Genomic DNA, 26971 nt, shown 5'->3' with positions numbered 1-26971 from the left:
TGCGGCACGATGGCAACGGTTTCATTCCCCCGGAGTAATACATCTTCCCGTGTTGGCCCTCGTTGGCGCAGACGGTTTGCCGTTGCGTTGCGCCGATACAACATTTTCGCGATTGTCGAAGTCGCCACTCTGATTGCGCTTTTGGCGATGATCTGGACAACCTATTACACGTTTGCCTCGGCGCCGCCCGATGGCCAATTGCTACCGTCGCGCCGGGTCGCATCGCTTTTGATCCTGACCCTACTGCCAGCGATGGCCCTGCTGGTTCTGGCGGGCAGGCGCTTCGCCATCCGCCGTGCTGCAGGCGGCACTGCCCGGCTTCATGTTCGCCTGGTGTTTCTGTTCTCGCTGATCGCTGCTGTACCAACCTTGCTGGTGGCAACCTTTGCCGCGTTCCTGTTTCAGTCCGGCGCGGATTTCTGGTTCTCCGACAATTCGCGGGGCCTGATGGAAGACGCCAACGCCTTGGCGCGCGACTACTACGTCGAAAATCAGCTGGAAATGGCGGACGAGACCCGCACAATGGCAGGTGACCTGCGCTTCTACTTCGAACGGGGAACATTGACCGACGCGGATTTCGCGGATTTCTATCGCTACCAGGCGCAGGGCAGGGACCTCAACGAATCAGCCATCCTGCAAGAGCTTGACGATGGCAGTATGCGAACCGCCGCCATGCTGGATCTGCGCGAAGGGAACGAGCCACAATCGCTCGACGCAGAGATCTTCGCCAAGCTTCGTGCAGGCGAACCGGTCGTTGTGCAAAGCAGCGCCACCCGGATCGAGGCAATTTCCGCGATCGATCGCGACAGCGGCATCTTCCTCTATAACGCCCGCAATTCAGAGGCTGGATCGTTCAATTCATTCGAGCGGGCGAAGTCCATCTCCTCTGCATATGAAACGCTGACACGGCGCGCACGGGCCATGCAGTTGCGCTTTAATCTTGCGTTGTTCTTCGTCAGCCTCGGCCTGGTCGGGCTGGCAGTGTGGTTCGCATTGCGCTTTGCGGACCGGCAGGTGGAACCGCTCAGCGATCTGGTGGTCGCCGCGCGGAAGGTGGGTGCGGGCAATTTCGCGCTCCGCGTCGATGGAAGGACCGGACCGGACGAGATCGGGCTGCTCAATCGCGCATTCAACCGGATGACCGCTCAACTTGAAAAACAGAACGATGCTTTGCTTGGCGCGAACCGCGAGTTGGACGAACGCCGCGAGTTTATCGAAGCGGTGCTGGAGTCCATCACTGCCGGGATTATCTCGCTCGACCGGAACGGGCAGGTACAATTGATAAACAGTTCGGCCCATGCCTTGCTGGAAGCGGAGCCGTCTGCCCCCAATGTCGGGAAGCCACTGTCCGAACTGGCGCCAGCCATCGCGGCAATGGTTGCGGGCGGTATCTCTGCAGGGGTTGTCACGCATGCCCGCGGGCAGGACCTGCTGACGCTTGCAGTTAAGATTGCAGCTGCGCCCGATGGCACGGTTATCACATTCGAGGATATCACTCGCCAGCTGCTCGATCAGCGACAGGCCGCATGGTCCGACGTAGCGCGGCGGATCGCGCACGAGATTAAAAACCCACTCACCCCCATCCAGCTCGCGACCGAACGGCTGAAGCGTCGCTACGGCAAGCAGATCGAAGATGATGACCAACTGTTCGGCGAACTGACCGACACGATCGTCAGGCAAGTTGGTGAATTGCGCACCATGGTCGATGAGTTTTCATCTTTCGCGCGGCTGCCCAAACCGGTTTTCCGGCAAGAGGATGCGCGCGACTTGGTTCGTCAGGCCGTGTTCCTGCAGGAAGTCGCCCATCCCGACGTAAAATATTCGGTTCAAAGCGACCCGGCGAACGAGGCCTCGATATCCTGTGACCGTCACCAGTTCGGTCAGGCGATGACCAATGTTCTGAAAAACGCATGCGAAGCTGTCGAGGCTCGCGCTGTGAACGAGACTAGCGACTATACGGGGCGGATCACCGTTACTGTCGCGCAGAACCCGACGCATTTGTCGGTTATGGTGGAAGACAATGGCATCGGGTTGCCGAGCGACCGCGACCGCATTGTCGAACCTTATGTCACGACACGGGAAAAGGGCACCGGCCTTGGGCTCGCGATCGTGAACAAAATCGTGGAGGAACATGGCGGGGACATGGGCTTCTCGACCGCATCCGACGGCGGCACCCGCGTGACCCTGCGCTTCTCGCGTGATCCGGCGCATCTTTCGGAGGCCGCTGCATGAACAATGCGAAACCGCCCGCTCCCCTGAATAAACGATCCGAGGTAACGATCTGATGGCGCTCGATATTCTGATAGTCGATGACGAGAAAGACATTCGCGATCTGGTCGCGGGCGTGCTGAGTGACGAGGGGTATGATTGTCGTACCGCAGGCGACAGCGAAACCGCGCTCCGTATGGTCGATGAGAAACGCCCCAGCGTCATCCTGCTGGATGTCTGGCTGCATGGCAGCGCGATGGACGGGCTGGAGGTTCTAGATGCTGTAAAGCTGCGCGAACCCGAATTGCCTGTCATCATTTTCTCTGGCCACGGCAATATCGATACGGCGGTATCCGCCGTCAGCCGCGGCGCAATGGACTTCATCGAAAAGCCTTTCGAGGCGGAGCGGCTGCTGCTGTTGGTCGCCCGTGCGACGGAAACGGAGCGGCTTCGGCGGGAGAACACACGGCTGCGCGAGGGCTTCGGCGCCGAAGGTGAGTTCACCGGCAATTCGGCTGCTATCAATCAGGTTCGCGCGACCCTGAAACGAGTCGCCAATACCGGAAGCCGAGTGTTGATCACGGGTCCGGCGGGCGCGGGCAAGGAGGTCGCGGCGCGGCTGCTGCATGGCTGGAGCGGGCGCGCCGATGCGGCTTTCGTGACTGTAAATTCCGCGCGTATCACGCCGGAACGGTTCGAAAAGGAACTGTTCGGCGAGGAATCGGATGGCAAGCTGGTACGGCCGGGACTGCTTGAGACCGCCGATGGCGGTACGTTGTATCTGGACGAGGTGGCCGACATGCCGCTTTCCACCCAGGCGCGAATCCTGCGCGTTCTGACCGAACAAAGTTTCGTGCGCGTAGGCGGCAACCGCCAGATCGGGGTGGATGTACGCGTAGTCAGCTCGACCTCGCGCGATCTGGAAGCGGAAATGCAGGAGAAGCGTTTTCGCGAAGACCTTTTTTATCGCCTGAACGTAGTGCCCGTGACGATCCCCTCGTTGGCAGAGCGGCGGGACGATATTCCGGCAATCGCCCAGCATTTTTTCACACGCTACGCAGCGGAGCAGGGCATCCCGTCACCCGAAATCGCGCAGGATGCGATGGGCGCGCTGCAGGCTTATGACTGGCCTGGCAACGTCCGCCAACTGCGCAATGTGGTCGAACGCACCATCATTCTTACCCCGCGCGAAAGACTGGTATCGGTCGAGCCGGACCTGCTGCCGAGCGAAGTCACCGGCGGCAGGCTTGGTGCGAGCGATGGTCTCTCGAGCCTGATGGGGGTGCCCCTGCGCGAGGCGCGCGAAAGTTTCGAGCGGGAATACCTCACCATCCAGATCCGCCGGTTCTCCGGCAATATTTCGAAAACCGCGACGTTTATCGGGATGGAACGTTCGGCATTGCATCGAAAATTGAAGCTGCTCGGTATGGCCGATCGGAAAAACAGCGAAAAGGCGTGAGCGCAACTACGTAATATAGGCACTTGAAAACCGGCCAAGACGCAATGATCTAGAGCAGAGATAATCGGGTTCGGCATTTCAGTCCGGCCCAGAATGCAGGCTGCAGAAGCGGCTCTGCCAAAAACAAAAAAGAGGACCGCGAACCATGTCAGAATCGGGAACCTTGTCCCCCCGTCCGCGCCCGACCCCGGAACCGTCCAAAGCGCCGGCAAAAACATCTGGTGCGTCCGGTAAGCCGGTGGCCTTGCAGGACGCTTTCCTCAACCATGTTCGCCGCAACAAGTCGGCGGTCACCATATTTCTGGTGAAGGGCGTGAAGCTGCAGGGTATCGTTACCTGGTTCGATAATTTCTCGATCCTACTGCGCCGTGATGGTGCTTCGCAACTCGTGTACAAACACGCTGTTTCCACGATTATGCCGGCAGACCAGATGGATGCTTCGCAATTCGAAAGCGCGGAGGGAAACCGCAAGCAGCGTCTGCTGCAAGACGTGTTCCTGTCACGCGTCAGCGAAGCAGAGGTGCAGGTCACGATGTTTCTGGTGAACGGCGTGATGCTGCAAGGCGCGATTGCCGCCTATGACTTGTTTAGTGTGTTGCTGGAACGCGATGGGTATGTGCAACTTGCGTACAAACACGCCGTTTCCACTATCCAGCCGGCCGAGAATGTGGACCTCACCGACGACTGGACTGAAAGCGACGACAGTTGAGTTTCGATGACAATCTGCTCGACGATGTAACCCGCGGCGCGCGCGCCGTAGTTATCAGCCCGGACATTCGCGGCACAGTTCACGATCTTGAACCGGAATCGCGGCTCGAAGAGGCATGCGGCCTCGCGCTCGCTATCGGTGTGGTCGTTGCCCGGGCAGAGATTATTCCCATACGTGCGGTGAAGCCGGGCACCTTGTTCGGACAAGGTCAGGTGGACAATATTGCCACCGCTTGCGCGCAGGAAGATGCCGAACTTGTCATCATCGATGGCGCGCTCAGTCCGATCCAGCAGCGCAATCTGGAAGACAGGCTGAAGCGCAAGGTTATCGACCGCACCGGATTGATTCTGGAAATTTTCGGTGAGCGCGCCGATACTGCGGAAGGGCGCCTGCAGGTAGAATTGGCGCATCTCGACTACCAGCAAAGCCGCCTTGTGCGCAGCTGGACCCACCTGGAAAGGCAGCGCGGCGGCTTCGGCTTCCTCGGTGGTCCGGGCGAAACGCAGATCGAGGCCGACCGCCGGATGATCCGCCAGCGGATGGGGCGATTGCGCCGCGAACTGGACCAGGTGCGCCGCACACGTACCTTGCACCGTGACCGCCGCGGCAAGGCCCCATGGCCGGTCGTTGCTCTTGTCGGTTACACCAACGCCGGAAAATCCACGCTGTTCAACCGCATGACCGGCGCAGAAGTGATGGCGGAGGATCTTTTGTTCGCCACGCTGGACCCGACAATGCGCGCCATCTCGCTTCCGGGCGTAGAAAAGGCGATTCTGTCCGATACTGTCGGCTTCATTTCCGATCTTCCGACGCAGCTTGTTGCCGCTTTCCGCGCCACCTTGGAAGAGGTTACCGGCGCCGACCTGATCGTACATGTGAGAGATATCGCCAACCCTGCGAGCGCCGCGCAAAAGTCGCAGGTGCTATCGATCCTGCGCGATCTCGATGTGATCGATGCTGGAGCCGAAAACGGCGAGGATATTCAGCCTGCAAAGCCGCCTATTCCCATTCTGGAAGTCTGGAACAAGGTCGATCTGCTGGAAGGTGACCGGACGCAGGACATTCGGGAGCAGGCGGGCCATGACGATATGGTCGTGGCCGTTTCAGCCGAGACGGGGGAGGGGGTCGACACCCTCGACACCCGTATCGCCGAATTGCTCACCGCAAAGGCGCAATTGCACGAGATCGTGCTGCCTGCAAGGGCAGGGCGGCGCATCGCCTGGCTGCACGCTCACGGCGATGTAGCAGAGGATTCCGACGCCGGCGAGCTCGACGGTGAGCCGTTGCGGCGGTTAAAGGTGCTGCTCAATCCGAAAGAGCTTGGACAGTTCGAAAGCCTATGATTTCTCGCCGCGTTTGACGGCTTGCCAAAGGCTCTCTTTTTCGTCGAGTGTCAGGTTTGCAAAGCTTGCATCGGTGTTGTTCGCCAGCGTTTCCATGGAGCGATAACGGCGCTCGAATTTGCGGTTGGCCGCGCGCAAGGCATCCTCGGCGGCGATACCGTGAGCGCGAACCAGATTGACTGCGGCAAACATCAGGTCGCCCGCCTCTTCCACCTTGTGACCGGCATCGGCGGTTTTGAGCTCCTCCATCTCTTCGATGACCTTGGCTGCCGGACCGGCCGTGTCGGGCCAGTCGAACCCATCACGGGCGGCGCGTTTTTGAAGCTTTTGCGCGCGTAAAGCTGCGGGCAGGGTGGTGGCTACGCCGTCCATCGCGCTCGCCTCGCCTTTCTGCTGGCGTTCTGCGGCCTTGAGTTTTTCCCAGCGCGTTTCGCCCATGGTTCCGCCCGCATTGCCGAAGATATGCGGGTGACGCGCTACCATCTTATCGCTGATGCTGTTTGCAACATCGGTAAAGGTGAACAGTCCCGCTTCTTCAGCGATCCGCGCGTGGAAAACGACCTGCAGCAAAAGATCGCCCAACTCCTCCCGCAAATCCGCATAGGCCGTGCGTTCGATCGCATCGGCAACCTCGTAAGCCTCCTCGATTGTATAAGGCGCGATGGAGGCAAAATCCTGTGCCAAATCCCAGCTGCAGCCTGTAACCGGGTCCCTGAGACGGGCCATTACGGTAAGCAAGCGTTGGACGGAGTCCGACGCGGTATCGGTGGGCTCGGTGTCGTTGGGGGTGTTGACCATCACGCGGGCTATAGCCATTGCCGCCCAGCTTTTGCACGTGTGAATAAACTAAGCTTATGCCAAGGAAGGCTAGTGCTCCAATTGGTCTCAGTGGAAATCCCGGGACGATGGAATGACCTTCGCGTCGCGCGGGTGACTATTGAGGCTGCTGGGGAGCGGGCTGACCACGTGATCGGCGCGGGCTACGTCGGTTTCCAGCAGATCGTCGGACAGGCTAAGCAGCTTAGGCGTTGCGTCATAGAGTTGTTCGGCGACAACATGGATTACGTCCTCGTCTTTCTGCATCCTTCCATGAACCTCCATCAGACGCGCGCCCATCACGACCTTGCGGTATCGCTCCATTACGTCGGGCCATACGACAAGATTTATGACCCCACCTTCATCTTCCAGCGTGATGAAGCATACACCCTTCGCACTACCCGGTTTCTGCCTGATTAGCACGATGCCGGCCACCTTGACCGGCGCGTTGAACCGCTGATCGCGTAACGTGGCAGCGGGTATGAACCCCTGTTCGGTGTAGGTCTGGCGCAGGAAAGTGAAAGGGTGCGCTTTCAGTGACAGCCGCATGGTCTGGTAGTCGGCGACAACATGCTCGCTCAGTGGCATAGCAGGAAGCTGTACCAACGCATCCTCACCCTCGTCGCGCTGACGTGTGAAAGCGAATAGCGGCAGGTCCGGAACCGCCTTCAACGCCCGGGCGTCCCACAGGGCTGCGCGGCGATCCTTGCCGGTGGAACGGAACGCATCGGCGGCAGCAAGCAGGTTGATCGGGCGCGAATGCAGCCGCGCCCTATCTCTCAGATCTTCCAGATCGGCATAAGGAGTATCACGCGCGTTCAGCAGGCGAGCCGCGTCAGCTTCACCGAACCCCTCGATCTGGCGCAGGCCAAGCCGCAGGACAAGTTGCCTTTTCCCGGCTATCATTTGCCATTCGACAGTGTTGTCCCACTGACTGTAGTTCACATCGGCAGCAAGCACCGTGACGCCATGTTCGCGCGCATCGCGTACGATCTGTGCCGGTGCATAGAACCCCATTGGCTGGGAATTGAGCAGCCCGGCGGCGAAGATCGCCGGGTAGTAGTGTTTGATCCAGCTGGAGACATAAACGAGATGAGCGAAGCTGGCGGCGTGGCTCTCGGGAAAACCATACTCGCCGAACCCCTCGATCTGGCTGAAACACCGTGCGGCAAATTCTTCGTCGTATCCACGCTCCACCATACGGCCGACCATCTTTTCCTTATGTTCGGACACCAGGCCGCGACTGCGGAAGGTGGCCATGGCCTTGCGCAACTGGTTTGCTTCGGCCGGGCTGAACCGCGCCGCTACCATGGCGATTTTCATTGCCTGTTCCTGAAAGATCGGCACGCCCAATGTGCGCTTGAGGATATCCTTCAGTTCATCGGGGTCACCAAATTCGATGCCGGGCGATGGATATTCGAACGCTTCCTTGCCCTTGCGGCGTTTGAGGTATGGGTGGACCATGTCGCCCTGGATCGGACCGGGCCGCACAATAGCAACCTGAATGACCAGATCGTAAAACGTTTTGGGTCGTAGACGCGGCAGCATGTTCATCTGCGCGCGGCTTTCCACCTGGAATACGCCCAGGGAATCCCCCTTTTGCAGCATGTCGTATACTGCCGCATCCTCCTGCTCCACGCTGGCGAGGGTATGGGTTTCGCCGCAATGTGTCTCGATCAGTGTGAAGCATTTGCGGATGCAGGTCAGCATTCCCAACGCCAGAACATCGATCTTGAGGATGCCCAGTTCCTCGATGTCGTCCTTGTCCCATTCGATGAAACTGCGTTCCGGCATAGCTCCGTTGCCGATGGGAATCGTGTTGGTCAGCGCGCCCTTGGTCAGGATGAATCCGCCAACATGCTGCGAAAGATGGCGCGGCATTCCTATCATCTGATCGGCTAAAGCGATGGCTCGTTTGAGATAGGGGTCGGCCAGGTCGAGCCCGGTTTCCTTCTGCACCCGTTCCCCATCCATTTCGCTGCCCCAACTGCCCCAGATCGTCTTCGCGATTGAGGCCGTTACATCTTCGGACAGACCCATCGCCTTACCCACCTCGCGAATGGCACTGCGCGGGCGGTAGTGGATCACAGTGGCGCATAGTCCGGCGCGGTCGCGGCCATATTGGTTGTAGATATGCTGGATAACCTCTTCGCGCCGTTCATGTTCGAAATCGACGTCGATATCGGGCGGTTCCTTGCGTTCTTCGGAAATGAACCGTTCGAACAAAAGCTCGCATTGTGCCGGATCGACGGAAGTGATCTTGAGGCAGTAACAGACCGCACTGTTGGCAGCCGACCCGCGCCCCTGGCACAGGATTCCCTGTCTGCGCGCGTATTGAACGATATCGTGAATGGTCAGAAAATAGGGCGAAAATTCCATTTTCGCGATCAGTGCCAGTTCCTTTTCCAGCGTCGCGTGAATGGCGGCAGGGGTTCCTTGCGGATAACGTTGCTGCGCACCGGCCCAGGTCAGTTCTGCGAGATACTCGTTTGGCGTCATGCCCTTGGGCACACTGAGTTCGGGGTATTCGTAGCGCAATTCATCGAGCGAGAAATTGCAGGCGTCCGCAACGTCGCGCGTGGCCGCAATCGCATGAGGCCATGAGGCAAACAGGCGCTGCATCTCCTCCGGAGATTTCAGGTGGCGTTCGCCGTTTGAGTTAAGCAGATAGCCTGCATTGGCAATGGTGGTTTTTTCCCGAATGCAGGTCATTACGTCCTGCAGCGGGCGGCGGCTTGGCACATGATAATGTACATCGTTTGTGGCCAGGATCATCAGCCCGTTATCGGCCGCCAGCTGGTCCAGCATTGCGATCCGCGCGCGATCATTTCCGCGGTACAGATATGCTGCGGCAATATGTTTGAGGGACGGCAGTTTCACCGCCAGGCTGGGTAGTGCTTTGGAGAAGGCAGCCACATCGTCGCCCGGCAATGCGATTAATTGAACGCCGTCGCTATGCTGCGCGAGCATGTCGAGCGTAAGGTGGCATTCGCCCTTGTCCTGCCATTCACCATCCAGCGTTTGCATCTTGCCTTGGGAAAGCAGTGTGCACAGCCGGCCATAGGCATCGCGATCCTTCGGGTAAGCAAGAAATGCATACCCCTCCATCAGTTCCAGACGGCAGCCGATAACCGGACGAATTTTGGCGACCTTAGCATTGGCATGATGCTGCACAACGCCTGCCATCGTGTTGCAGTCGGCAATGCCGAGTGCATGGTACCCGAGTTCAAAAGCGGTCTCGATGATCTGGCGCGCCTGCGATGCACCGCGCAGGAATGAAAACGCGCTAATAAGGCCCAATTCCACATAAGGGGTAGGCGCGTTGGGTTCGAAATCATCGGTCCGTACCAGGATCGGCTTGGGCGGGGTGAGCGATGGATCGGGCATGTTATAAAAGCCGCCCCATCATGCGAACAACCCGTGCATGAACCATTGCGGCGGACCGCCGCGGCCATCATCCACAACGCCGCCACGAAAAATCCAGAAGCGCCGCCCGGCTTCGTCCTCCACCTTGTAATAATCGCGCAACCGGGCAGTAGAGCGTTCGCGCCACCATTCGGGTGCGATCCGTTCCGGCCCCTCCACCTTCACCACATCGTGCAGCACCCGCCGCCAGCGGAACCGGCGGGGAGGGCCTTCTGGCGTGGCATAAATCACGGTAATGATCTCGGGGCGATCGAACAGGCGGATCGGGCGTTCGTTGGATGGTGCTGGTGGCGCGAAATCCAGCTCTCCTTGCAAGGCGGACCGCCAACCCACGGATCGTTCCGGTACGTGACTGGCATAGGGAACCGGCCTGCTCACACGGTCCGCGCCAATCCGGGCGGATAACCGGTCGATCAATTGCGGCAGGGCGATGCCTTTGACAGGCTCCTCATCCAGCGCTGCCTGCAGCGCAGCCATATCTTCGTGCCATAATGCCGTGAGGGCGAACGCGTCGAAGCCAAACCCAGCATCCAGCGTTTGCAGCCCTTCCGAAAACAGCCGCGCAATATGGTCTGGAATGCGGATCGGAGATGCGGTTTCGGCGTTCAGCACAGCGATATGGCCATCGACCCGAAACGCCTCGAACCTTACGCGGCGCAAACCCTGCTGACGGGCAAAAAGCTGGTCGCACAAATCAGTGGCAAGGTCGGCGAGGAGAGGTTCAAGCAGTGCAAGATGACGGATTGGTTCCAGCACACGGGACTGCGCGCGATAGACAGTGCGCTCTGCCAGCGGTGCAACAGTCTCCTCGATATGTCCCAGCGCCTGTTGCAATCGGTGCAGCGGATTGGCTTGTGCGTTCGCCTTGCGACTGGCGAAGCGTTTCGCCAGTCCCAGCGACCGGAACCGCCGCGCCAGTGCCAGCGTGGGAATATCAGCCAGCGCGCCAACGGTTTTCAGCCCGACACGGCGGAGCAGCAATATTACATCGGTATCGATCCGCAGGCATTCGATGGGCAGGGGGGCGAGCGCGCGGGTAAGATCGGCCCGATCCACGTTTGCCGTTCCTGAAGCAGAGCCGAAGCGGGCCAGCGCCCATGCCCCACCGATAGTGGGTGCAATGGCCACATGGCTGACAAAGCCCATGGCGGTAAAGCGCGCGCGCATGTCGGCCTGCATCGCGGCTTCTCCGCCAAAACAATGCGCTGCGCCCGTGGCATCGATCAACAATCCATCCATGCCGTCCATCGCGGTCCATGGGCTCCAGCGGTGGGCCCAGCCTGTCAGGCGCTCCAGCCATGCGGCGTCACTTGCATGATTGGATTGCTCGACCACCAGGGCAGGGCAGATCGCCCGCGCATCGGTCAGGCGCTGGCCGCATTTGGCACCCGCGTGCAATGCGGCAGTACTGGCTGCGTCGATTACAGTGCCATGAGTGCCTTCGGAAACCAGCACCAGCGGCGTTCCATCATCCGGCCTGCCGTGTTTCTTCCTCCAGAGGTCCATCGCCATCTGCGGAAACCAGATCGAGACGATGCGCCGTTCCGTCATAGCTCACATCCCAGCGCGTGGGTTGCATATCGCGCGCGCGAAACAGATCGAGCGACCAGACAGGCGCTCCCGGAGCGGTTTTGTCGTGCGGATGTGGCAGGGAAGGGCGGCTTTTCACACGCCAGCGCCGCCGAGCGCCACTCAGATCGGCATGACCGTTTATCCTGACGAGAAAGGCGGGCACACCATGTTGCTCCGCCGCGACGGCCAATCGCCGTGTTGCGGTAAAATCCAACGCGCGGGGATCGCCATGTATCTCGCCAATCACTGCACCCAGTTCGGCGCATTTCAGCCCTTCTGCCATTGCCCACAACGCTTCGCGGCCATTGCTTGCCGTGATGTGGATGACATCCTGCCCCAAAACTGATGGAATGCCGTGCAAAAACATACGGCCCATCTCTCGTATCGCTTGCCGGTCCTGAACCCACAAAAGCGACGCATGCGGACCGGCATTTATTTGCGACAAGGCAAGTCCGATTGCCGACGCGTCTCCACCGCTTGCAAAAGCTTCCTGCAAGGTCGGTTCCGCAGAGGCAGATTCGTTCGCAGGAACGCGAAGTGCGGTGGAAGAGGTAGCTTGATAGCGCCAAAGTTTGTCAATCATGAAGGAATCATCCGTTCCCTTTATGTTCCAAAACCAGCGTGTCCGCAATGGTGTGTTTTGTGTCGAGGCATGCAGCTGAGAATTTTAGGACGTTCTGAAGATCTGCCTAAAGCAGGCTGCCTGAGGATCTTAGCTCTCGTTCAGCTCATTCACGTAAATCAAAATGACATCATATTTTGCGCCCAATATGGCAATCTGGCAAAGGTAGGGCCAGCACGACGTTAGATTGATAATAAGTATTATGTTAAATTATAAAGTTGATGCTTGGGTTACAACATAATGCTCCACGACACCGCGTGGCTAGTAAACCTCAAGTCTTGCCGCTGCAGCTTGTCGCCGCATCAGTCCATGAACAGCGTAAATAGCAATCCCGCGCTGAGGAATAAGACACCCCAGATCAGTGCCAGACGCAAGCCTTCTTTCCATTGCAGACGGTGCGATGCCAGAGCCCCACCGGCCAGGATAAGCCAGCCCAACATAGCAATGATCTGAACCAGTTGCACATCGTTCATGCCATCATCTCCAACCCGTCGAACCCGGGCATGATGCCTTTCGGCAGCTCGTCTCGCAAGGTGGCATAGTCCATACTTTTGTCGAGATGGGTCAGCACGGTGCGGCGGGCTTTTGTTCGCTTGGCCAATTCCAGCGCCATATCGAGATGCGCGTGCGTTGGATGCGGCCGCCTGCGCAGACAATCGCTTACCAGCAGGTCGACCCCCGATAATGTGCGCAACATTTCGTCGGTAATTGCACTAAAGTCAGTCGCGTAACCGATTGACCTGCCATCATTTTCGAATCGAAAGGCTGTGCTGCGCGCAGGACCATGCGGCATAGTGCACCAATCAACGGCAAAACCGTTGCACAGCCTGACCCGCTCAAGCGCATTCATCTCGACGATTGTCTGGTAGCCGAATTGTCCTTCGAACACATAGTCGAAGCGCTTGCGCAGGCGTCGGGCGGTTTCTTCCCCGGCATAGCCTGGTATGGGCCCACTTCGATCATAGCGAAGGACGCGCAAATCATCGATACCGTGAACATGATCGGCATGATCATGGGTCCAGAACACCGCGTCGATCCGTTTGATGTTGTTGTCCAGCATCTGCATTCGCAAATCGGGTGACGTATCGACCAGGATACGCTTACCGGCCTTGCTTTCGACGATAATGGAAACCCTGCTTCGGCGGTTGCGTGGTTCGGAGGGATCGCATTCCCCCCAATCGTTGCCGACACGCGGCACCCCGGTCGAGGTGCCCGAGCCAAGCATGATCAGTTTCACGTCGGCATCCTGGCTTTATCGAATAGTTTAAAGAAGTTGCGGGTGGTATTTGACGCCAGATCCTCAAGTGTCTCGCCTCGTAGATCGGCAAGGAACTGTGCTGTGTCGCGCACGAAGGCAGGTTCGCAAGGCTTGCCGCGATTTGGTACCGGCGCGAGGAACGGGCTGTCCGTCTCGACCAGCATCCGGTCTGCCGGAAGGTCGCGCGCGACATCCTGCAAATCCTTGGCATTCTTGAACGTGACGATACCGGAGATGGAGATCGATAATCCGAGATCGAGCACCTTGCGGCCGAAATCTGCCGAAGCCGTAAAGCAGTGGATCAATGCCGGAAAGGCGCCCTTCTCCATTTCATCGGCGAGGATCGCCGCCGTGTCGTCCTCGGCATCGCGAGTGTGGATGATAAGTGGCAGCCCGGTTTCGCGGGCGATGCCGATATGCATTCGAAAGAGCGCCTGCTGAACCGCCCGATCGGACTTGTCGTAATAATAATCCAGCCCGGTTTCACCGATCCCGACCACGCGATCGTTCCGGGTTGCCGCACGAAGAATATCCGCGCCTAAATTCTCATGCGCATCCGCCTCGTGCGGGTGAATGCCGACGGTGGCGTAGATGTCGTGCTCGCGTTCCGCCGTGCCGACGACCTGCTCCCATTCGCTGCGGCGGGTGGAGATGTTGAGGAAGGTCCCTACCCCGGCCTCACGTGCGCGATCGATTACTACTGCCTGATCCTCGACAATTCCCTTATATTCAAGGTGGCAATGGCTATCGACGAGCATCACGCCGCTTCACTTTCAGGCAGGTCGAGACGTGGGAAGATGCCTTCCGGCTTGCCAAGCACGAAGCCGCTTTGCGCCAAGGCCGCAAACCAATTCTCGTCGGACAGCGCGGCATAATCCCGAGCGTCTTTCGGAACGCCAATCTGATCCAGCATCCGGTCGCTGCCCGCGGGAACCACTGGCCGCACGGCGATGGCAAGATCACGGGTACAACGCAGCAGCGTCATCAACACCGCCTCCATCCGCGCGGGATCGGATTTCTTCAGCGCCCAAGGAGCCTGTTCGTCGACATAGGCGTTGCAGGCAAAGACGGCGCGCATCCACTCTTCCAGGCCATCGCTGAAGGCCAGTGTTTCAAACCGGTTCTTCATTGCGGCGATCCGCCCGGCCACCTCATCCGCTAAGGCGATATCATCCGCGTGCCGGGCGTAACCCGCGTTAAGTTTGCCATCCAAATTCTTGTAAATCATGGAAAGGCTGCGCTGCGCCAGATTGCCGAAACTGTTGGCAAGTTCGGCATTCGCGCGTGTTACGATTGCTTCGGGCGAGTAACTGCCATCCTGCCCGAATGCCACTTCGCGCATTAGAAAATAGCGCAAGGCATCGACGCCGAACGTCTCGGCCAGCAGCACCGGATCGGTGACATTGCCGACCGATTTGCTTTCCTTTTCTCCCCGGTTGAGGAGGAATCCGTGGCCGAACACTTGCTTGGGCAGCGGCAGACCTGCGCTCATCAGGAACGCCGGCCAGTAGACGCTATGAAACCGCACTATATCCTTGCCGATGAGATGCAGATCCGCCGGCCAGTATTTCGCCATATCACCGTCCATCCGGGGGTAGCCGAGGCCGGTGAGGTAGTTGGTCAGAGCATCGACCCACACATACATGACGTGCCCATCGCTGCCCGGTACCGGCACCCCCCAATCGAAACTGGTTCGACTGATCGAAAGGTCGCGCAAACCGCCCGATACAAACGCTTTCATCTCATTACGCCGGCTTTCAGGACGCAGGAAGGCATCGTCATCCAGCAAAGCGAGCAGTTTGTCCTGATAGTTCGACAGCCGGAAGAACCAGCTTTCCTCCCTGGTCCATTCGACCGGCGTGCCTTGCGGAGAAAGTTTTTCGCCGTCTGCTCCGTCAGTTAATTCGCTTTCGTCGTAATAGGCCTCGTCCCGGACGGAGTACCAACCTTCGTAGCGATCGAGATACAGGTCGCCGCTGGCTTCCATCGCCTGCCAGATAGCCTGGCTGGCATGGTGATGGTCTGGTTCGACCGTGCGGATAAATCGGTCATACGACACATCAAGAGCGTCGCACATAGCCTTGAAATACCCGCTCATTTCGTCGGCCAGTTCGCGGGCGGTCTTACCCTGCTCCTCGGCCTTGCGCGCCATTTTCAAACCATGTTCGTCCGTGCCCGTCTGGAACCGTACGTCGCGGCCCTTGGCCCGCTGGAAACGCGCGATGACGTCTGCGGCGATCGCCTCGTAGGCGTGGCCAATATGCGGGCGTCCGTTGGGATAGGAGATCGCGGTCGTAATGTAGAAGGGCTCAGCCATGGGCGCGGTCCCTATGCGGTGCAGCATTGGCGAGCAAGGTGCCGATTTCCATCGCCAGCAATCCAGCGTCGTAATTGTAGGTCGAAACTTCGCCGCTCAATCGCACCAGCGCGTCATGCGCGTCGATCATTGCGATGCGGTTGGAACCGGCGGCGTCGGGCGCAGCGCGGGCAAGTGCGCCGCAAGCCAGATCGAGTACGGCCTGAATGCGTTTGCGTGACGGACGGCCGCCAATTTCGCGGGAGAGATCGCCGCGGCGACTGAAATCATCGTCGCCCTCTGCCAAAATGCGGCGGATTGCAGCATCGACCTTGCCAAGGTTTAGCGTGAGGAAGTCCAGCGCAGCGCCGGGCGAACCTGCCGCCGCCGAAATCGCCGCGCTTCGGGCATCGGCACCGGCTTCCGGCGCGTGATCGGCAAGTACACGTTGCATTTCGGCATCGGCCAAAGTGGGAAAACGCAACAACCGGCAGCGTGACCGGATCGTGGGCAACAGCTGCGCGGGCCGATGTGCGACGAGCAGGAAAAAGGTGCCTTCCGGCGGTTCTTCCAAGCTCTTTAGAAGCGCATTGGACGCGCCCGCCTCCATGTCGTCTGCGGGATCGATAATAATAGCGCGCCTGCTTCCCATGGTCGGGCGGGTGTTCAGGCGTTGCTGCATTGCGCGGATTTGCCCGACCGGGATGTTGCGCTTGCGCTCGTAGGGCTCGCCTTTTTCGCGCTTGGCATTCTCCTTATCATCCTTCGGCAGATGGGTGAGGATATGGATATCGGGGTGGCTCGCAACGTTCGTTAAACCGTCGCTATCCCCTCCTCCGCCCGAACGAACGAGATCGGCCGCCGCCTCTTCCGCAAAATGCCGCTTGCCCACGCCCTGTTTGCCGGCAAGCAGCCAGGCGTGATGCATCCGCGCACCCGCAAGCGCATCACGCCATTGGCGCAGAGGTTGCTCGTGACCTATCAGTGTCACTGGCGATCTTTCAGCAGAGGCGAAATGGCGGTCAGAATACGGGCCTGCACCGCGTCGGGCTTCCCCGTGCCGTCAATCGCAATTGTCGAGGGATTGTCTTGCGCCGCAAGTAGTTCGAAGTGCTTGGCCACGGCTGCGTGATACGCCTCGTCGCGGCCCCCGATCGCATCGCTATCGTTGCCATCGCGTGCGGCGAGGCGCTGCGCCGCCTCGGCAGGAGGAACAGACACGATCAACATGGCGTCGGGTATCAACCCTTCGCTGCCAAAAGAGTGTAGATCGAGTATCGCGTCTCGGCCCAGCCCCCCTGCCCCGCCCTGATACGCCAGCGATGAGCCGACGAACCTGTCGCACACCACGATCTTTCCGGCATCGAGCGCCGGGTGGATAAGCTTTTCCACATGGTCGGCGCGTGCGGCGGCGAACAATAGGGCTTCTGCCCGTGCGCCCCACCCTTCCCCCGGCGGGTCGAGCAATAGTGTCCTGACGGCCTCTGCTCCCGGTGTCCCGCCCGGTTCGCGCGTATGCACGACATCGTACCCGCCTGCGCGCAGGTGTTCCACTAACAACCGCGACTGAGTGGACTTGCCGGTCCCCTCACCGCCCTCGAAAGCGAGGAACAGACCTTTTTTCATGCGAACCACGCGGCAAAGCCGTTAAGGATACGCCGCAGAAAAGACGCCTTTGCGACCGGCTTATCCGCGATCAGAGGCACCGAATGGGCCGGTATTCCATCGACCTGCCAATGCAGGCGGGCCACCGCTTCGTCCGGCAGGATCGGCGCTTCCAGCGGGCCTTCGTAGCGTACAGATAGCTTCAGTGCCGGGTTGGTGCCTTTCGGTACCACGATGGCAACCGAGCGCGCGGAGACGAGATCCAGTCTGGACATACTGCCATTTTGGACCCGTACCGAAGCAACGCGCTCTCCCGCTGCAAAATAGCGTCGCAGGTCGAACGCGTCGAAGCCCCACTCCATGAAACTGCGCGCAGCATCGTTGCGTATCCGGGAACGCGGAGAACCGGCCACTACCATCACCAATCTGCGCCCGTCCCGTTCTGCCGTGCCTAAAAAGCCGTAACCAGCCTCGTTCGTGAAGCCGGTTTTCATGCCGTCAGCGCCTGCGACCTTGCCAGTAATCGGGTCGTGATTATCTTGCGCGATCCCATTGTAGCGCATGCCCGATTGCCCGAAATACTGGGCAAACAACTGCGGATGGCGCTCGATCAAAGTGCCAGCAAGTGTAGCGAGGTCACGAGCGGTCACGAAGGTGTGGCCTTCGTCAGGCCAACCATTGGGAGTGCCGAAGCGGCTATTGGTCATGCCGATTTCACGCGCCTTGCGGTTCATCATCGCAACCCAGTTCGGAACGGATCCTGCGGCACCTTCGGCCAGCACTATCGATCCATCATTGGCTGAAACCGTCGCGATCCCCGTCAGCAGTTCCCCCACGGTGGGCTTCCCGTCATGGGCGAGAAACATGGTGGAGCCCTTCCGGTGCCATTCTTCGAACGCTTGCGGCGATACGGAAAAGCGCTGCGTAGTGCGCAGCTTACCCTCCTCCATAAGCTCGAAAGCCAGAAACAGCGTCATGACCTTGGTGATGGAAGCCGGGATAAAACGCCGGTCGGCAGCGCGCGAATGCAGCGTTTGCCCGGTCGACAGATCGACCATCAGCGCGATCGGTGCCTGTTCCTGTGTCGGCGGCGCAAAGTCTGCCCTGTCCTGCGCGAACACAGGCACCGAAAGGCACGCCCCTACAAAGGTAGCGATCGAAAGCAGAAAACGGATCAGTCACACTCCCGCCGCCCGGCGAAAGCAGGCAGCCTAACCGGTGGTTTGTACTCGCGCGTCGCTATAGCCTGCGGCCCGTATCTTGGCGAGCGCTGCTTCGGCCTGTCCACGGGTTGCGAAGGGGCCGGTACGCACACGGTAATAGCGTCCGGCCCGCATTACCCGCCCATCCAGCACGGTTGCCGCCCGATCAGCATTTTCGCGATTGGCGAACGAAGCTGCCTGGATGACGAAGTTAGCCCGCTTGGCAGCGGCGTTTGCGGCTGGGGTGACGGTCGGCCTCGTCGCAATTGCCCGCGGTGCTACGGTGGACTGGGCTGCAGACAAAGTCGCGGAGCGCTGGCTCACGCCGGGGAGGGCTGGCAACGGATAGGTCGTCACCGCTTTGGGTATAGTTGCGTCCTTACGCTGTCCAAAAGCTTCTTCGAACCGGCGAGCAACCGGTGCAGCCTGGGCGACGACTGCCGGACGTGCCGCTCTGGATGGTGGCAACTCGGCGGATGTCACCCGCGAAACGGGCGCGCGCGGCTGCGCCAGCGATACTGAGCCTGCCGCAGGGAGTTTGCGTTGAAGAATTGCGAGCAACGGCGCGGGTGTCGCCATACGCTCCGGCGCAGCCTTCCCACCACGTAGTTCGGCGCGTTCGGTTTCGGGAGGGTTGACCCGGCGAATGCGGATTGCAGCGCCTTCGGCCAGACCCAGCTCGGCGCGCGCATCGGGTGAAAGTGCAACCAGCCGGTTATTCGTCATCGGCCCGCGTCGTTCGACCCGGACGAGTATCGTGCGACCGTCGGTCAGCGAAGTCACTTCAGCATAGGAAGGCAGCGGCAAAGTTTTGTGGGAAGCGGTAAATCCGCTGGCTGCCGCGTCGAGGCCGGCATAGCCGACCTCATCATAATTGAGCGAGGCGTCTGGAACATATTCGGTCCCGTCCACCACAAATGACGAGCCGAGGATCTGCGGATAATCGGCACCCGGCCCCACTCGGTCAGCCGCGCTGACGGGCGTGGCGGCGCTGGCAGCCATCGGGCTGTCACTGGCGGAACCACCGGCACAACCAGCCAGCCCTGCGGCCAGGGCCAAGGTCAGAAAGCGGGCGTCGAACCCGCGGCGAACATCAAGGGGCAATCTCATCTGCAAGCAATCCCACACTCATAGCGTAGTAATTCGAGCAGTTATATTCGAGGATAACCCGATAATTTGTCGTTAACAGCCATGCGCGCGTGCCGGGTCCATCCGGCTGGAAGAACGAGGTCATCACGTCGTCGGCCAGGTATCGCTGCGGCGTGACGCCCAATTGTTTCCATTCACCCACGGTTTTCCAGCTGCTGTGCCGCTCGTGCACCCTAGGGCACACAGGGGCTACCATGTCGGTTTTAATGGCCTGCCGGTCAAGGTTGGACGGAACACTCGCGCGTACGCCCCAGGGTTGTCCGGGACGCCATCCGGCATCACGGAAATAATTGGCAATGGACGCCAACGTGTCGGCCCGATTGCCGAAAATATCCGCGCGACCATCATTATCACCATCCTGCGCCAGCCGCAGGTAAACGCTCGGCAGGAACTGCGGATTGCCGAACGCGCCGGCCCAGCTCCCTTTCAGGCGCGAGCGGGGATATCCCTTGTCCGCGACCTTCAACAAATCGACGAATTCAGCCTCGAACAAGTCGCGGCGGCGACCTTCCCATGCCAAGGTGGCCAGACTGCGCGACAGATCGAAATTGCCGGTATAGCTGCCGTAGTTTGTTTCATGTCCCCAGATAGCGACCATGATCTGCGCTGGCACGCCGTATTCGCGCTCCAGCCGGCTGCTGATGCCGCGCGTCGCACTGTACATTCGCTGGCCGCCAGAAATGCGCGCATTGTCGACATGCTTGTCGAGATAGGGTTGGAGCGCTGGATAACCGCGCCTCGTGGGCGATCCAGGCTGACCCCGATCGAGCTCGATCACGCGGGAGTTCGGCGTCAAGTCGCTGGTCATGCGGCGAATCGTCGGCTCACTGACTCCCTCGGCGCGGGCGCGGGCGATCAGCAGCTGCTTATACGCATCGAACGACATATCCTGCGCGGCGATCGGCGCTGACGGGACAGCACAGGCGGTAGCGGCGAGTGCGACAAAGAGATGCTTCATAGGGGGAGTTTTTCTCATGATTGGGCTTGTCTCACACTGCGCGTGACCCGCCAATGAATTATAACGCAAACAGAACTTGTTCGGTCCTACAAGCAAACACGGCCTAGCGCAGGTGACAAATGCGCCGGGGATCGCTAGCCGATGCGCGACTGCGGAAGAGTGGCAGAGTGGTCGAATGCAACGGTCTTGAAAACCGTCGTGCGGGGAACCGTACCGTGGGTTCGAATCCCACCTCTTCCGCCATAAAATCCACTTCAGGGGGTGGGGAAATAAAAAATCGCCTTGGGAGGGGCGCCAAGATGATCACCGACGATCGCATAATCTTCGGCCTGCTGGCGACCGTTCTGGCATTCGTGTTCTTCACCCGCGGCCGTCCGGGCTGGCAGAAATTCTACACCTTCGTCCCCATCATTCTTGTCGCTTACTTGCTGCCATCGCTGATGACGACATTCGGGCTGATCGATGTAACCGAATCCAACTTGTGGACCATCGCCAAGGATTATTTCCTGCCTGCCGCGCTGTTCCTGATGACATTGAGTATCGATTTGAAGGGTGTCATTGGCCTTGGCAGCAAAGCGTTGATCATGTTTTTTACCGCCACCATCGGTATTGTTCTGGGCGGTCCATTAGCGCTGTGGATCGTGGCGCAGTTCGATCCGTCCGTCCTTGGTACCGGTGATCAGGCTGCCTGGCGCGGACTGGCAACGCTGGCGGGTAGCTGGATCGGCGGAGGCGCCAACCAGACTGCCATGTTGGAAGTTTACCAATACGACCAGACCCGTTACTCCGCGCTAATCGCAGTGGACATTATCGTGGCGAATATCTGGATGGCGTTCCTGCTTTATGGCGCGGGCGCGAGCGAGAAGGTCGATGCGTGGCTGGGTGCGGACAGTTCCGCCATCGAGCGATTGAAGGTCAAGATGGCGAATTTCAGCAGTTCGGTCGAGCGCACCCCGACAGCCAACGATCTCGTCCTGCTGCTTGGCGTGGCGTTTGCAGTGGTCGGAATCTGCCATCTTCTGTCGCAGCCACTTGGTGCATATTTTGCGTCTGTGAATGGTGAAGACAGCGTCATGGCCAGCACCTTCTTCTGGGTCGTGGTCTTCGCGACTACCCTTGGACTGATCGCCAGCTTCACGCCGGCGCGTCAGTTGGAGGGGGTTGGTGCCTCGAAGTTCGGAACCGTGTTCATTTTCCTGCTGGTGGCCGTAATCGGAACCAAGATGAACATCCTGATGCTGGGCGATGCACCAGCGTTCATGGCTATTGGCCTCGTTTGGATGCTGTTCCACGTTATTCTGCTGCTGGTCGTGGCGAAGATAATCCGCGCGCCGTTTTTCTTCGTTGCAGTCGGTAGCAAGGCCAATGTGGGCGGAGCAGCGTCCGCTCCTGTGGTCGCTGCTGCATTCCACCCGGCCCTTGCGCCGGTCGGCGTTTTGCTTGCGGTGCTGGGCTATGCGTTGGGGACCTACGGCGCGATCCTGTGTGCGGAGATGATGCGCGCCGTAGGGTAGACCCAAATTATTTCGGCTGCTTGAGCTTGTTTTTCTGAACGAGAGACTGCGCCGCCAGTTCGGATTTGGGATACTGGCTCGGCTTGACCGAGGATTGGTTCATCAGCGCGCGATGCTCTTCGGTGGTTTCGCTCGTATCCTCATAGTCGGGCGCTTCCGGTTCGCCTTCGCTGCGCTGCGGCTCGTCCGTCATTTCATATTCCATCGCGGTTCTCCTTGCCGCATATAACGTGCGGCGCAGCAAACCCGTTCCGGCGGACGGGCTTACATATGCAGCGTCCGGTCGTAGGCATCGAGCACGCTCTCATGCATCATTTCCGACAGTGTCGGGTGCGGGAATATGGTTTGCATCAGTTCCGCCTCGGTGGTTTCCAGCTGTTTGCCCACGGTATAGCCCTGGATCAGCTCGGTAACCTCAGCCCCCACCATATGCGCGCCGAGCAACTCGCCGGTGCCGGCATCGAACACGGTCTTGATGAAGCCTTCCGCCTCGCCCAGCGCGATAGCCTTGCCATTGCCGATGAAAGGGAAGTTGCCGACGCGCACCTTATGCCCCGCCTCCGTCGCCTTTGCCTCCGTTAGGCCGACGCTGGCGACCTGCGGATGGCAATAGGTGCAGCCGGGAATGTTGTTGCGGTCGAGCGGGTGCGGATGAACGTCTGTGTTGCCCAGTTCCTGCGCGATGGCTTCTGCCGCGGTCACGCCTTCATGGCTGGCCTTGTGCGCCAGCCATGGGCCGGGCACGCAATCTCCGATAGCCCACAAGCCCTTGGTTCCAGTGCGGCCATAGTCGTCGATCTGGATAAAGCCGCGCTCCATTTCGGTAAGTTTATCCAAGCCTATGTTTTCGGTGTTCGGCACGATGCCAATGGCGACGATGACGTGACTGAAATCGGCCTTCTCGACCTTACCGTCCTGCCCCTTGATGCTGGCGGTTACGCCGTTCGCGCCGACTTCCAGATCCTCCACGCTGGTCGCAGTGCGAATGGTGATACCCTGTTTGGTCAGCGATTTTGTAAGGAAGGTGGATACGTCCGCATCCTCTACCGGTACGATCCGGTCGAGCATTTCGACCACGGTCACATTCGCGCCCATATCATTGTAGAAACTGGCGAATTCGATCCCGATGGCACCGCTGCCGATGACAAGCAGCTTCGTCGGCATTTCGGTCGGCGTCATGGCATGGCGGTAGGTCCAGACGCGCTTCCCGTCCGCTGGAGCGAAGGGCAAGTCCCGCGCCCGCGCACCCGTGGCGACGATGACGTGTTTGGCGGACAGTGTCTCCGTGCCCTTTTCGCCCTTCACGTCCAGCGTGGTGGCGGAGGTCAGCGTCCCCTCCCCCATATGCACCGCAATTTTGTTCTTCTTCATTAGATGCGTAACGCCCTGGTTGAGCTGGCTGGCCACGCCCCGGCTACGCTTCACCACCGCATCCAGATCGGCCTCGATTCCGGTGGCCGTCAGGCCGTAATCCTTGGCGTTCTGCATATAGTGCAACACCTCGGCAGAGCGCAGCAGCGCCTTGGTCGGGATGCAGCCCCAATTGAGGCAGATGCCGCCCAGCTTCTCCCGCTCCACAATCGCTGTTTTCAAACCTAGTTGGGCACACCGGATCGCGGCCACATAGCCGCCCGGTCCGCTGCCCAGCACAATCACGTCATAATTGGTTTCGGCCATCGGAATTCTCTGTTTTGTCTGTAGGAGAGTGACAGTCGGCATACGCCCATTGCGTCATCTTTTGGCTTGGGTTCAGCGTGCCCGGTCGACCCGCTTGAAGGCCCGTTCGGGCGCGGCGAAATGACACGGTTTATCGGTCATACGCAACACCTGCCAAGTTTGCTGCGCTGTAGAACAGGTAATCGTCCAAGCGATGCTCTTGTGCAGCCAGGCCAACTCATGCGTCATTGCCGGATTTCAGAATGGTCGGTGGCACTTCCAGCGCCGCTTCATTCGGCAAACGGACACCGCGCGGACGGTTCTCATCATCGAGCAGCACGAACTTGAAAGTTCCGCTTGCGACCAGTGTGGTCGCATCGCCGTTCCGTTCGCGCGCAATGGCCTCCGCCGCGATGGTGAGCGAGGTGTTCCCGGTCGCCGTAATGTCACAATAGACGCTAAGCTCGTCACCAACCGCCATCGCGCCCGGAAATGCAAAGTCGGTGGCAGAAACAACCACCGCCTTCCCCTGCCCCTCACGGCTCGCCAGCGACCCCGCGGCAAGCGCCATCTGCGCCATCAGCCAGCCACCAAACACCCCGCCATAGGGGTTGGTATCGGCCGGCATGGCGGTGGTGCGGATGAAAGGAATGCGATCGGTCATTAGACCACCAGCCCCATCGGCGCTTCGCACAATTCCTTGAACGCGCTCATCAGCTGGGCGCCGTCCGCGCCGTCGATGGCGCGGTGGTCGAAGCTGCCGGTGGCGCTCATTACAGTAGCGATGCCGAGCGCGCCGTCGATCACATGCGGGCGTTTCTCGCCAGCGCCCACGGCCAGGATCATGCCCTGCGGAGGGTTGATGACCGCGTCGAACTGCTTGGTACCGAACATGCCGAGGTTGGACAGGCTGGCGGTGCCGCCCTGATATTCGTGCGGCTGCAATTTGCCCTCGCGTGCCTTGTCCGCCAGTTCCTTCATCTCGGTGCTGATCTGGGCGAGGCCCTTGCGGCCGGCATCTACGATGATCGGTGTTATCAGCCCAGACGGCGCGGCCACGGCGACTGACACGTCCTGCCGCGAGTACTGGTGCAGTTCGTCGCCCTGGAAGCTGACGTTGCATTGCGGAACGCGGGCCAGCGCGCGGCCCAGCGCCTTGATCAGCAGATCGTTGACCGACAGCTTGATCCCGTCCGCTTCCAGCGTAGCATTGAGCTCGCTGCGAAGCTTGAGCAGCGCATCCAGCTGGACGTCCACGGTTAGATAGATATGCGGCACGGTCTGCTTCGCCTCGGTCAGGCGACGCGCGATAACCTTGCGCACATTGTTGAGCTTCTGCGCTTCGTATGGCGCGCCGAACTCGCTTTCGGCAGGAGTTTTGACGGGCACTTTCGGTGCAGGCATCGTGGCATCGGACGGCGCCGTCTGGGCAGGCGCAGCACCGGCTTTCGCGCCATCCACATCGGCTTTTACAATACGCCCGTTCGGGCCTGAACCGGTGACGGAGGCGAGGTCGATGCCCTTCTGCTCTGCAATGCGTTTGGCCAGCGGCGACGCAATGATGCGGTCGCTGGTAGATTTCTGCGCAGCGGACGGTTTCGCGTCTGCTTGCTCCGTCGCGGATTGCGAGGAGCGCGAAGCAGCTTTAGCGGGCACTGCTTCATCGCTGCTGGACGCTTCATCGGCGGTAGCAGCAGCGGGCTTAACTTCAGCTACATCCTCTCCATCACCCGTGCCGGCAGCCGCCACGTCCTTGGCGCTTTCGCCGTCCTCGGCCAGAATTGCGATCACATCGCCGACTTTCACGTTTTCCGTGCCTTCCGCAATCACGATCTGCGCGATGGTGCCTTCGTCCACCGCCTCGAATTCCATGGTCGCCTTGTCGGTCTCGATTTCCGCCATGATATCGCCCGAGGCAACTGCGTCGCCTTCTTTCAGCAGCCATTTGGCAAGCGTGCCCTCCTCCATCGTGGGGGACAATGCGGGCATTCGAATCTGGATCGGCATGGCTTCTGGCAAGGCCCCTTCTGGTCGGTACCGTGACCGCGATACGGCCAGCCTTGCTCTGATGGACAATTTGCAACTGACGGGCAAGGCTGAACGCTACGGAAATCGCCGGAGAACGCGGCCAGCTTGCAACGCATACGTTTTCAAACGATAGTCAGGCCTGCGCCGCGAGCGTCTGGTGGGAGATTGTGATGCGCGTTTACCTGGTAATTATGGACGAGACGGAGGAAGCGCGAAAGGCGCTGCGGTTCGCCTCGCGCCGGGTCGCCAACACCGGCGGACGGTTGCATATCCTTGCGCTCGTCCCGCGCGAAAACTTCAATGCATTCGGCACCATCCAGGCAACGATCGAAGAAGAAGCACGCGACCGGGCTGAGGTTCTGGCAACCAGCGCGGCAGGTAATCTATTCACCGAAAGCGGCCGGATGCCTACCATTGCCGTACGGACAGGCGAGGGGCAGGCCGTCATCAAGGATTACATCGCCGACAATCCAGACATTGCAGCGCTGGTGCTGGGCGCAGCAGCCGAAGGCCCGCCCGGGCCGCTGGTGTCGCATTTCAGCGCCCACGCCGGCGCGCTTGCCTGCCCCGTCTATATCGTACCGGGCAGCATGGCGGTCGAGCAGATCGACCGCCTCGCCTAAGCTGTCACATCAGGTAAGGTTGCCGCGCGCCGGATAATCTTTCTCGACCACAAAATCGACCGCGTCCATTAGATCGTCGATCGACGGCCGGGTGAACGGGGCGCTCTGTGTCTGGGCGAAAAACAAAGTGCCATCGGGGCGTATAAGGAACAGTGCAGGTTCGGAAAACACGTCCGGCTCTTCGCTCCCCTCGCGGCCCGACGAGATATACAAACCCCATTCGCGAGCCGTGTCTTCAGTCAGGCTGTGCGCGAGCGGCAGATCGCCGGTCTCCCATTCCTCGTGACTGACGGCGGCCCGTTCCGGGCTGTCCATCGAGATCGCGAACGGATTGATCCCGCGTTTGGTTATTACACCAAGCTTGCTGCCAATTTCGGTCAGATATTTCTTGCAGATGGGGCAGTGCTTACCGCGATAGAACACCAGCATCGTGAAGGTGTGGGGCGTCTGGTCGGCAAGGCTGAAACGCGCGTCGATGGTCAGCGGCAGTTCCAGTGTCGGGACGGTTTGGTTTGGCTTGAGCATAT

General features: G+C 59.8%; 24 protein-coding genes and 1 tRNA gene. 7 read left to right on the top strand and 18 right to left on the bottom strand.

From position 1 onward, the window contains the following. Positions 1-9: 9 nt before the first annotated feature. The 4 genes from HME9302_RS05760 to hflX all read left to right on the top strand — a co-directional run bounded on the left by HME9302_RS05760 (position 10) and on the right by hflX (position 5719). Entirely contained in the window at positions 10-2232 is a 2223-nt protein-coding gene (locus HME9302_RS05760) for a sensor histidine kinase (protein ID WP_115366224.1), read from the top strand. 52 nt (positions 2233-2284) lie between these two features. Further along, positions 2285-3667 carry a nitrogen assimilation response regulator NtrX gene (ntrX, locus tag HME9302_RS05755; RefSeq protein ID WP_115366223.1) on the top strand — a complete coding sequence of 461 codons (1383 nt, stop codon included), beginning with the start codon at positions 2285-2287 and terminating at the stop codon, positions 3665-3667. A 145-nt stretch (positions 3668-3812) separates the two neighbouring features. Further along, complete coding sequence (gene hfq / locus HME9302_RS05750) at positions 3813-4376, top strand: RNA chaperone Hfq (RefSeq protein ID WP_115366222.1); 564 nt, start codon at positions 3813-3815, stop codon at positions 4374-4376. After that, positions 4373-5719: a GTPase HflX gene (hflX, locus tag HME9302_RS05745; RefSeq protein WP_115366221.1), complete on the top strand. Its 1347-nt coding sequence runs from the start codon at positions 4373-4375 to the stop codon at positions 5717-5719. Before hfq ends, hflX begins: the two co-directional genes overlap by 4 nt. Here hflX and mazG read toward each other — a convergent pair. The 13 genes from mazG to HME9302_RS05685 all read right to left on the bottom strand — a co-directional run bounded on the left by mazG (position 5714) and on the right by HME9302_RS05685 (position 20623). Then, positions 5714-6517 (bottom strand): nucleoside triphosphate pyrophosphohydrolase, encoded by an 804-nt coding sequence (gene mazG / locus HME9302_RS05740; protein ID WP_115367512.1) that lies wholly within the window; start codon positions 6515-6517, stop codon positions 5714-5716. The two genes, hflX and mazG, sit on opposite strands and share 6 nt — an antisense overlap. Positions 6518-6604: 87 nt before the next feature. Beyond that, a complete protein-coding gene (locus HME9302_RS05735; protein WP_115366220.1) occupies positions 6605-9922 on the bottom strand; it encodes an error-prone DNA polymerase in 3318 nt (1105 codons plus the stop codon). An 18-nt stretch (positions 9923-9940) separates the two neighbouring features. Continuing rightward, the gene (locus tag HME9302_RS05730; RefSeq protein WP_115366219.1) at positions 9941-11512 is read right to left on the bottom strand and encodes a Y-family DNA polymerase; all 1572 of its coding nucleotides are present in this window, start codon (positions 11510-11512) and stop codon (positions 9941-9943) included. Then, positions 11430-12116 carry an ImuA family protein gene (locus tag HME9302_RS05725; RefSeq protein WP_115366218.1) on the bottom strand — a complete coding sequence of 229 codons (687 nt, stop codon included), beginning with the start codon at positions 12114-12116 and terminating at the stop codon, positions 11430-11432. Before HME9302_RS05725 ends, HME9302_RS05730 begins: the two co-directional genes overlap by 83 nt. Before the next feature lie 341 nt (positions 12117-12457). Next, on the bottom strand, positions 12458-12628 hold the full coding sequence (locus tag HME9302_RS13255; RefSeq protein WP_181815698.1) for a hypothetical protein: 171 nt from the start codon (positions 12626-12628) through the stop codon (positions 12458-12460). After that, positions 12625-13392: an MBL fold metallo-hydrolase gene (locus HME9302_RS05720; RefSeq protein ID WP_115366217.1), complete on the bottom strand. Its 768-nt coding sequence runs from the start codon at positions 13390-13392 to the stop codon at positions 12625-12627. The genes HME9302_RS13255 and HME9302_RS05720 overlap by 4 nt, the downstream gene beginning before the upstream one ends. Further along, positions 13389-14171 carry a TatD family hydrolase gene (locus HME9302_RS05715; RefSeq protein ID WP_115366216.1) on the bottom strand — a complete coding sequence of 261 codons (783 nt, stop codon included), beginning with the start codon at positions 14169-14171 and terminating at the stop codon, positions 13389-13391. The genes HME9302_RS05720 and HME9302_RS05715 overlap by 4 nt, the downstream gene beginning before the upstream one ends. Next, complete coding sequence (gene metG, locus HME9302_RS05710) at positions 14171-15730, bottom strand: methionine--tRNA ligase (RefSeq protein WP_115367511.1); 1560 nt, start codon at positions 15728-15730, stop codon at positions 14171-14173. The genes HME9302_RS05715 and metG overlap by 1 nt, the downstream gene beginning before the upstream one ends. Continuing rightward, the gene (locus HME9302_RS05705; RefSeq protein ID WP_115366215.1) at positions 15723-16700 is read right to left on the bottom strand and encodes a DNA polymerase III subunit delta'; all 978 of its coding nucleotides are present in this window, start codon (positions 16698-16700) and stop codon (positions 15723-15725) included. The genes metG and HME9302_RS05705 overlap by 8 nt, the downstream gene beginning before the upstream one ends. Then, positions 16697-17335 carry a dTMP kinase gene (gene tmk / locus HME9302_RS05700; protein WP_115366214.1) on the bottom strand — a complete coding sequence of 213 codons (639 nt, stop codon included), beginning with the start codon at positions 17333-17335 and terminating at the stop codon, positions 16697-16699. Before tmk ends, HME9302_RS05705 begins: the two co-directional genes overlap by 4 nt. Continuing rightward, positions 17332-18441 carry a D-alanyl-D-alanine carboxypeptidase family protein gene (locus HME9302_RS05695; protein WP_230079887.1) on the bottom strand — a complete coding sequence of 370 codons (1110 nt, stop codon included), beginning with the start codon at positions 18439-18441 and terminating at the stop codon, positions 17332-17334. Before HME9302_RS05695 ends, tmk begins: the two co-directional genes overlap by 4 nt. An 84-nt stretch (positions 18442-18525) precedes the next feature. Further along, positions 18526-19626, bottom strand: a complete 1101-nt coding sequence (locus HME9302_RS13250) for an SPOR domain-containing protein (RefSeq protein WP_181815697.1) — start codon at positions 19624-19626, stop codon at positions 18526-18528. Beyond that, positions 19610-20623: a lytic murein transglycosylase gene (locus HME9302_RS05685; protein ID WP_115366213.1), complete on the bottom strand. Its 1014-nt coding sequence runs from the start codon at positions 20621-20623 to the stop codon at positions 19610-19612. The genes HME9302_RS13250 and HME9302_RS05685 overlap by 17 nt, the downstream gene beginning before the upstream one ends. 153 nt (positions 20624-20776) lie before the next feature. On the opposite strand from HME9302_RS05685, the gene HME9302_RS05680 reads away from it, so the two are divergent. Together HME9302_RS05680 and HME9302_RS05675 are read left to right on the top strand one after the other, a co-directional pair. Then, positions 20777-20866: transfer RNA gene (locus HME9302_RS05680), tRNA-Ser, on the top strand. Positions 20867-20922: 56 nt separating this feature from the next. Beyond that, entirely contained in the window at positions 20923-22137 is a 1215-nt protein-coding gene (locus tag HME9302_RS05675) for a DUF819 family protein (RefSeq protein WP_115366212.1), read from the top strand. Between the two features lie 7 nt (positions 22138-22144). Here HME9302_RS05675 and HME9302_RS05670 read toward each other — a convergent pair whose 3' ends face one another. The 4 genes from HME9302_RS05670 to HME9302_RS05655 form a co-directional block, all read right to left on the bottom strand. Beyond that, entirely contained in the window at positions 22145-22342 is a 198-nt protein-coding gene (locus HME9302_RS05670) for a hypothetical protein (RefSeq protein ID WP_230079886.1), read from the bottom strand. Positions 22343-22401: 59 nt separating this feature from the next. Then, positions 22402-23814: a dihydrolipoyl dehydrogenase gene (gene lpdA, locus HME9302_RS05665; RefSeq protein ID WP_115366211.1), complete on the bottom strand. Its 1413-nt coding sequence runs from the start codon at positions 23812-23814 to the stop codon at positions 22402-22404. A 217-nt stretch (positions 23815-24031) separates the two neighbouring features. Beyond that, the gene (locus HME9302_RS05660) at positions 24032-24457 is read right to left on the bottom strand and encodes an acyl-CoA thioesterase (RefSeq protein ID WP_115366210.1); all 426 of its coding nucleotides are present in this window, start codon (positions 24455-24457) and stop codon (positions 24032-24034) included. Then, positions 24457-25800: a pyruvate dehydrogenase complex dihydrolipoamide acetyltransferase gene (locus HME9302_RS05655; RefSeq protein WP_115366209.1), complete on the bottom strand. Its 1344-nt coding sequence runs from the start codon at positions 25798-25800 to the stop codon at positions 24457-24459. Before HME9302_RS05655 ends, HME9302_RS05660 begins: the two co-directional genes overlap by 1 nt. Before the next feature lie 191 nt (positions 25801-25991). On the opposite strand from HME9302_RS05655, the gene HME9302_RS05650 reads away from it, so the two are divergent. Further along, positions 25992-26444, top strand: a complete 453-nt coding sequence (locus tag HME9302_RS05650; protein WP_115366208.1) for a universal stress protein — start codon at positions 25992-25994, stop codon at positions 26442-26444. 9 nt (positions 26445-26453) lie between these two features. Here HME9302_RS05650 and HME9302_RS05645 read toward each other — a convergent pair whose 3' ends face one another. Continuing rightward, positions 26454-26969 (bottom strand): peroxiredoxin-like family protein, encoded by a 516-nt coding sequence (locus tag HME9302_RS05645; protein ID WP_115366207.1) that lies wholly within the window; start codon positions 26967-26969, stop codon positions 26454-26456. Positions 26970-26971: the final 2 nt, after the last annotated feature.

Origin of the sequence: Alteripontixanthobacter maritimus, from assembly GCF_003340475.1 — a bacterium.
Classification (GTDB): Bacteria; Pseudomonadota; Alphaproteobacteria; order Sphingomonadales; family Sphingomonadaceae; genus Alteripontixanthobacter; species Alteripontixanthobacter maritimus.
The sequence above is the reverse complement of the archived record's forward strand: the minus strand, read 5'-3'. Positions and strand labels throughout refer to the sequence as shown.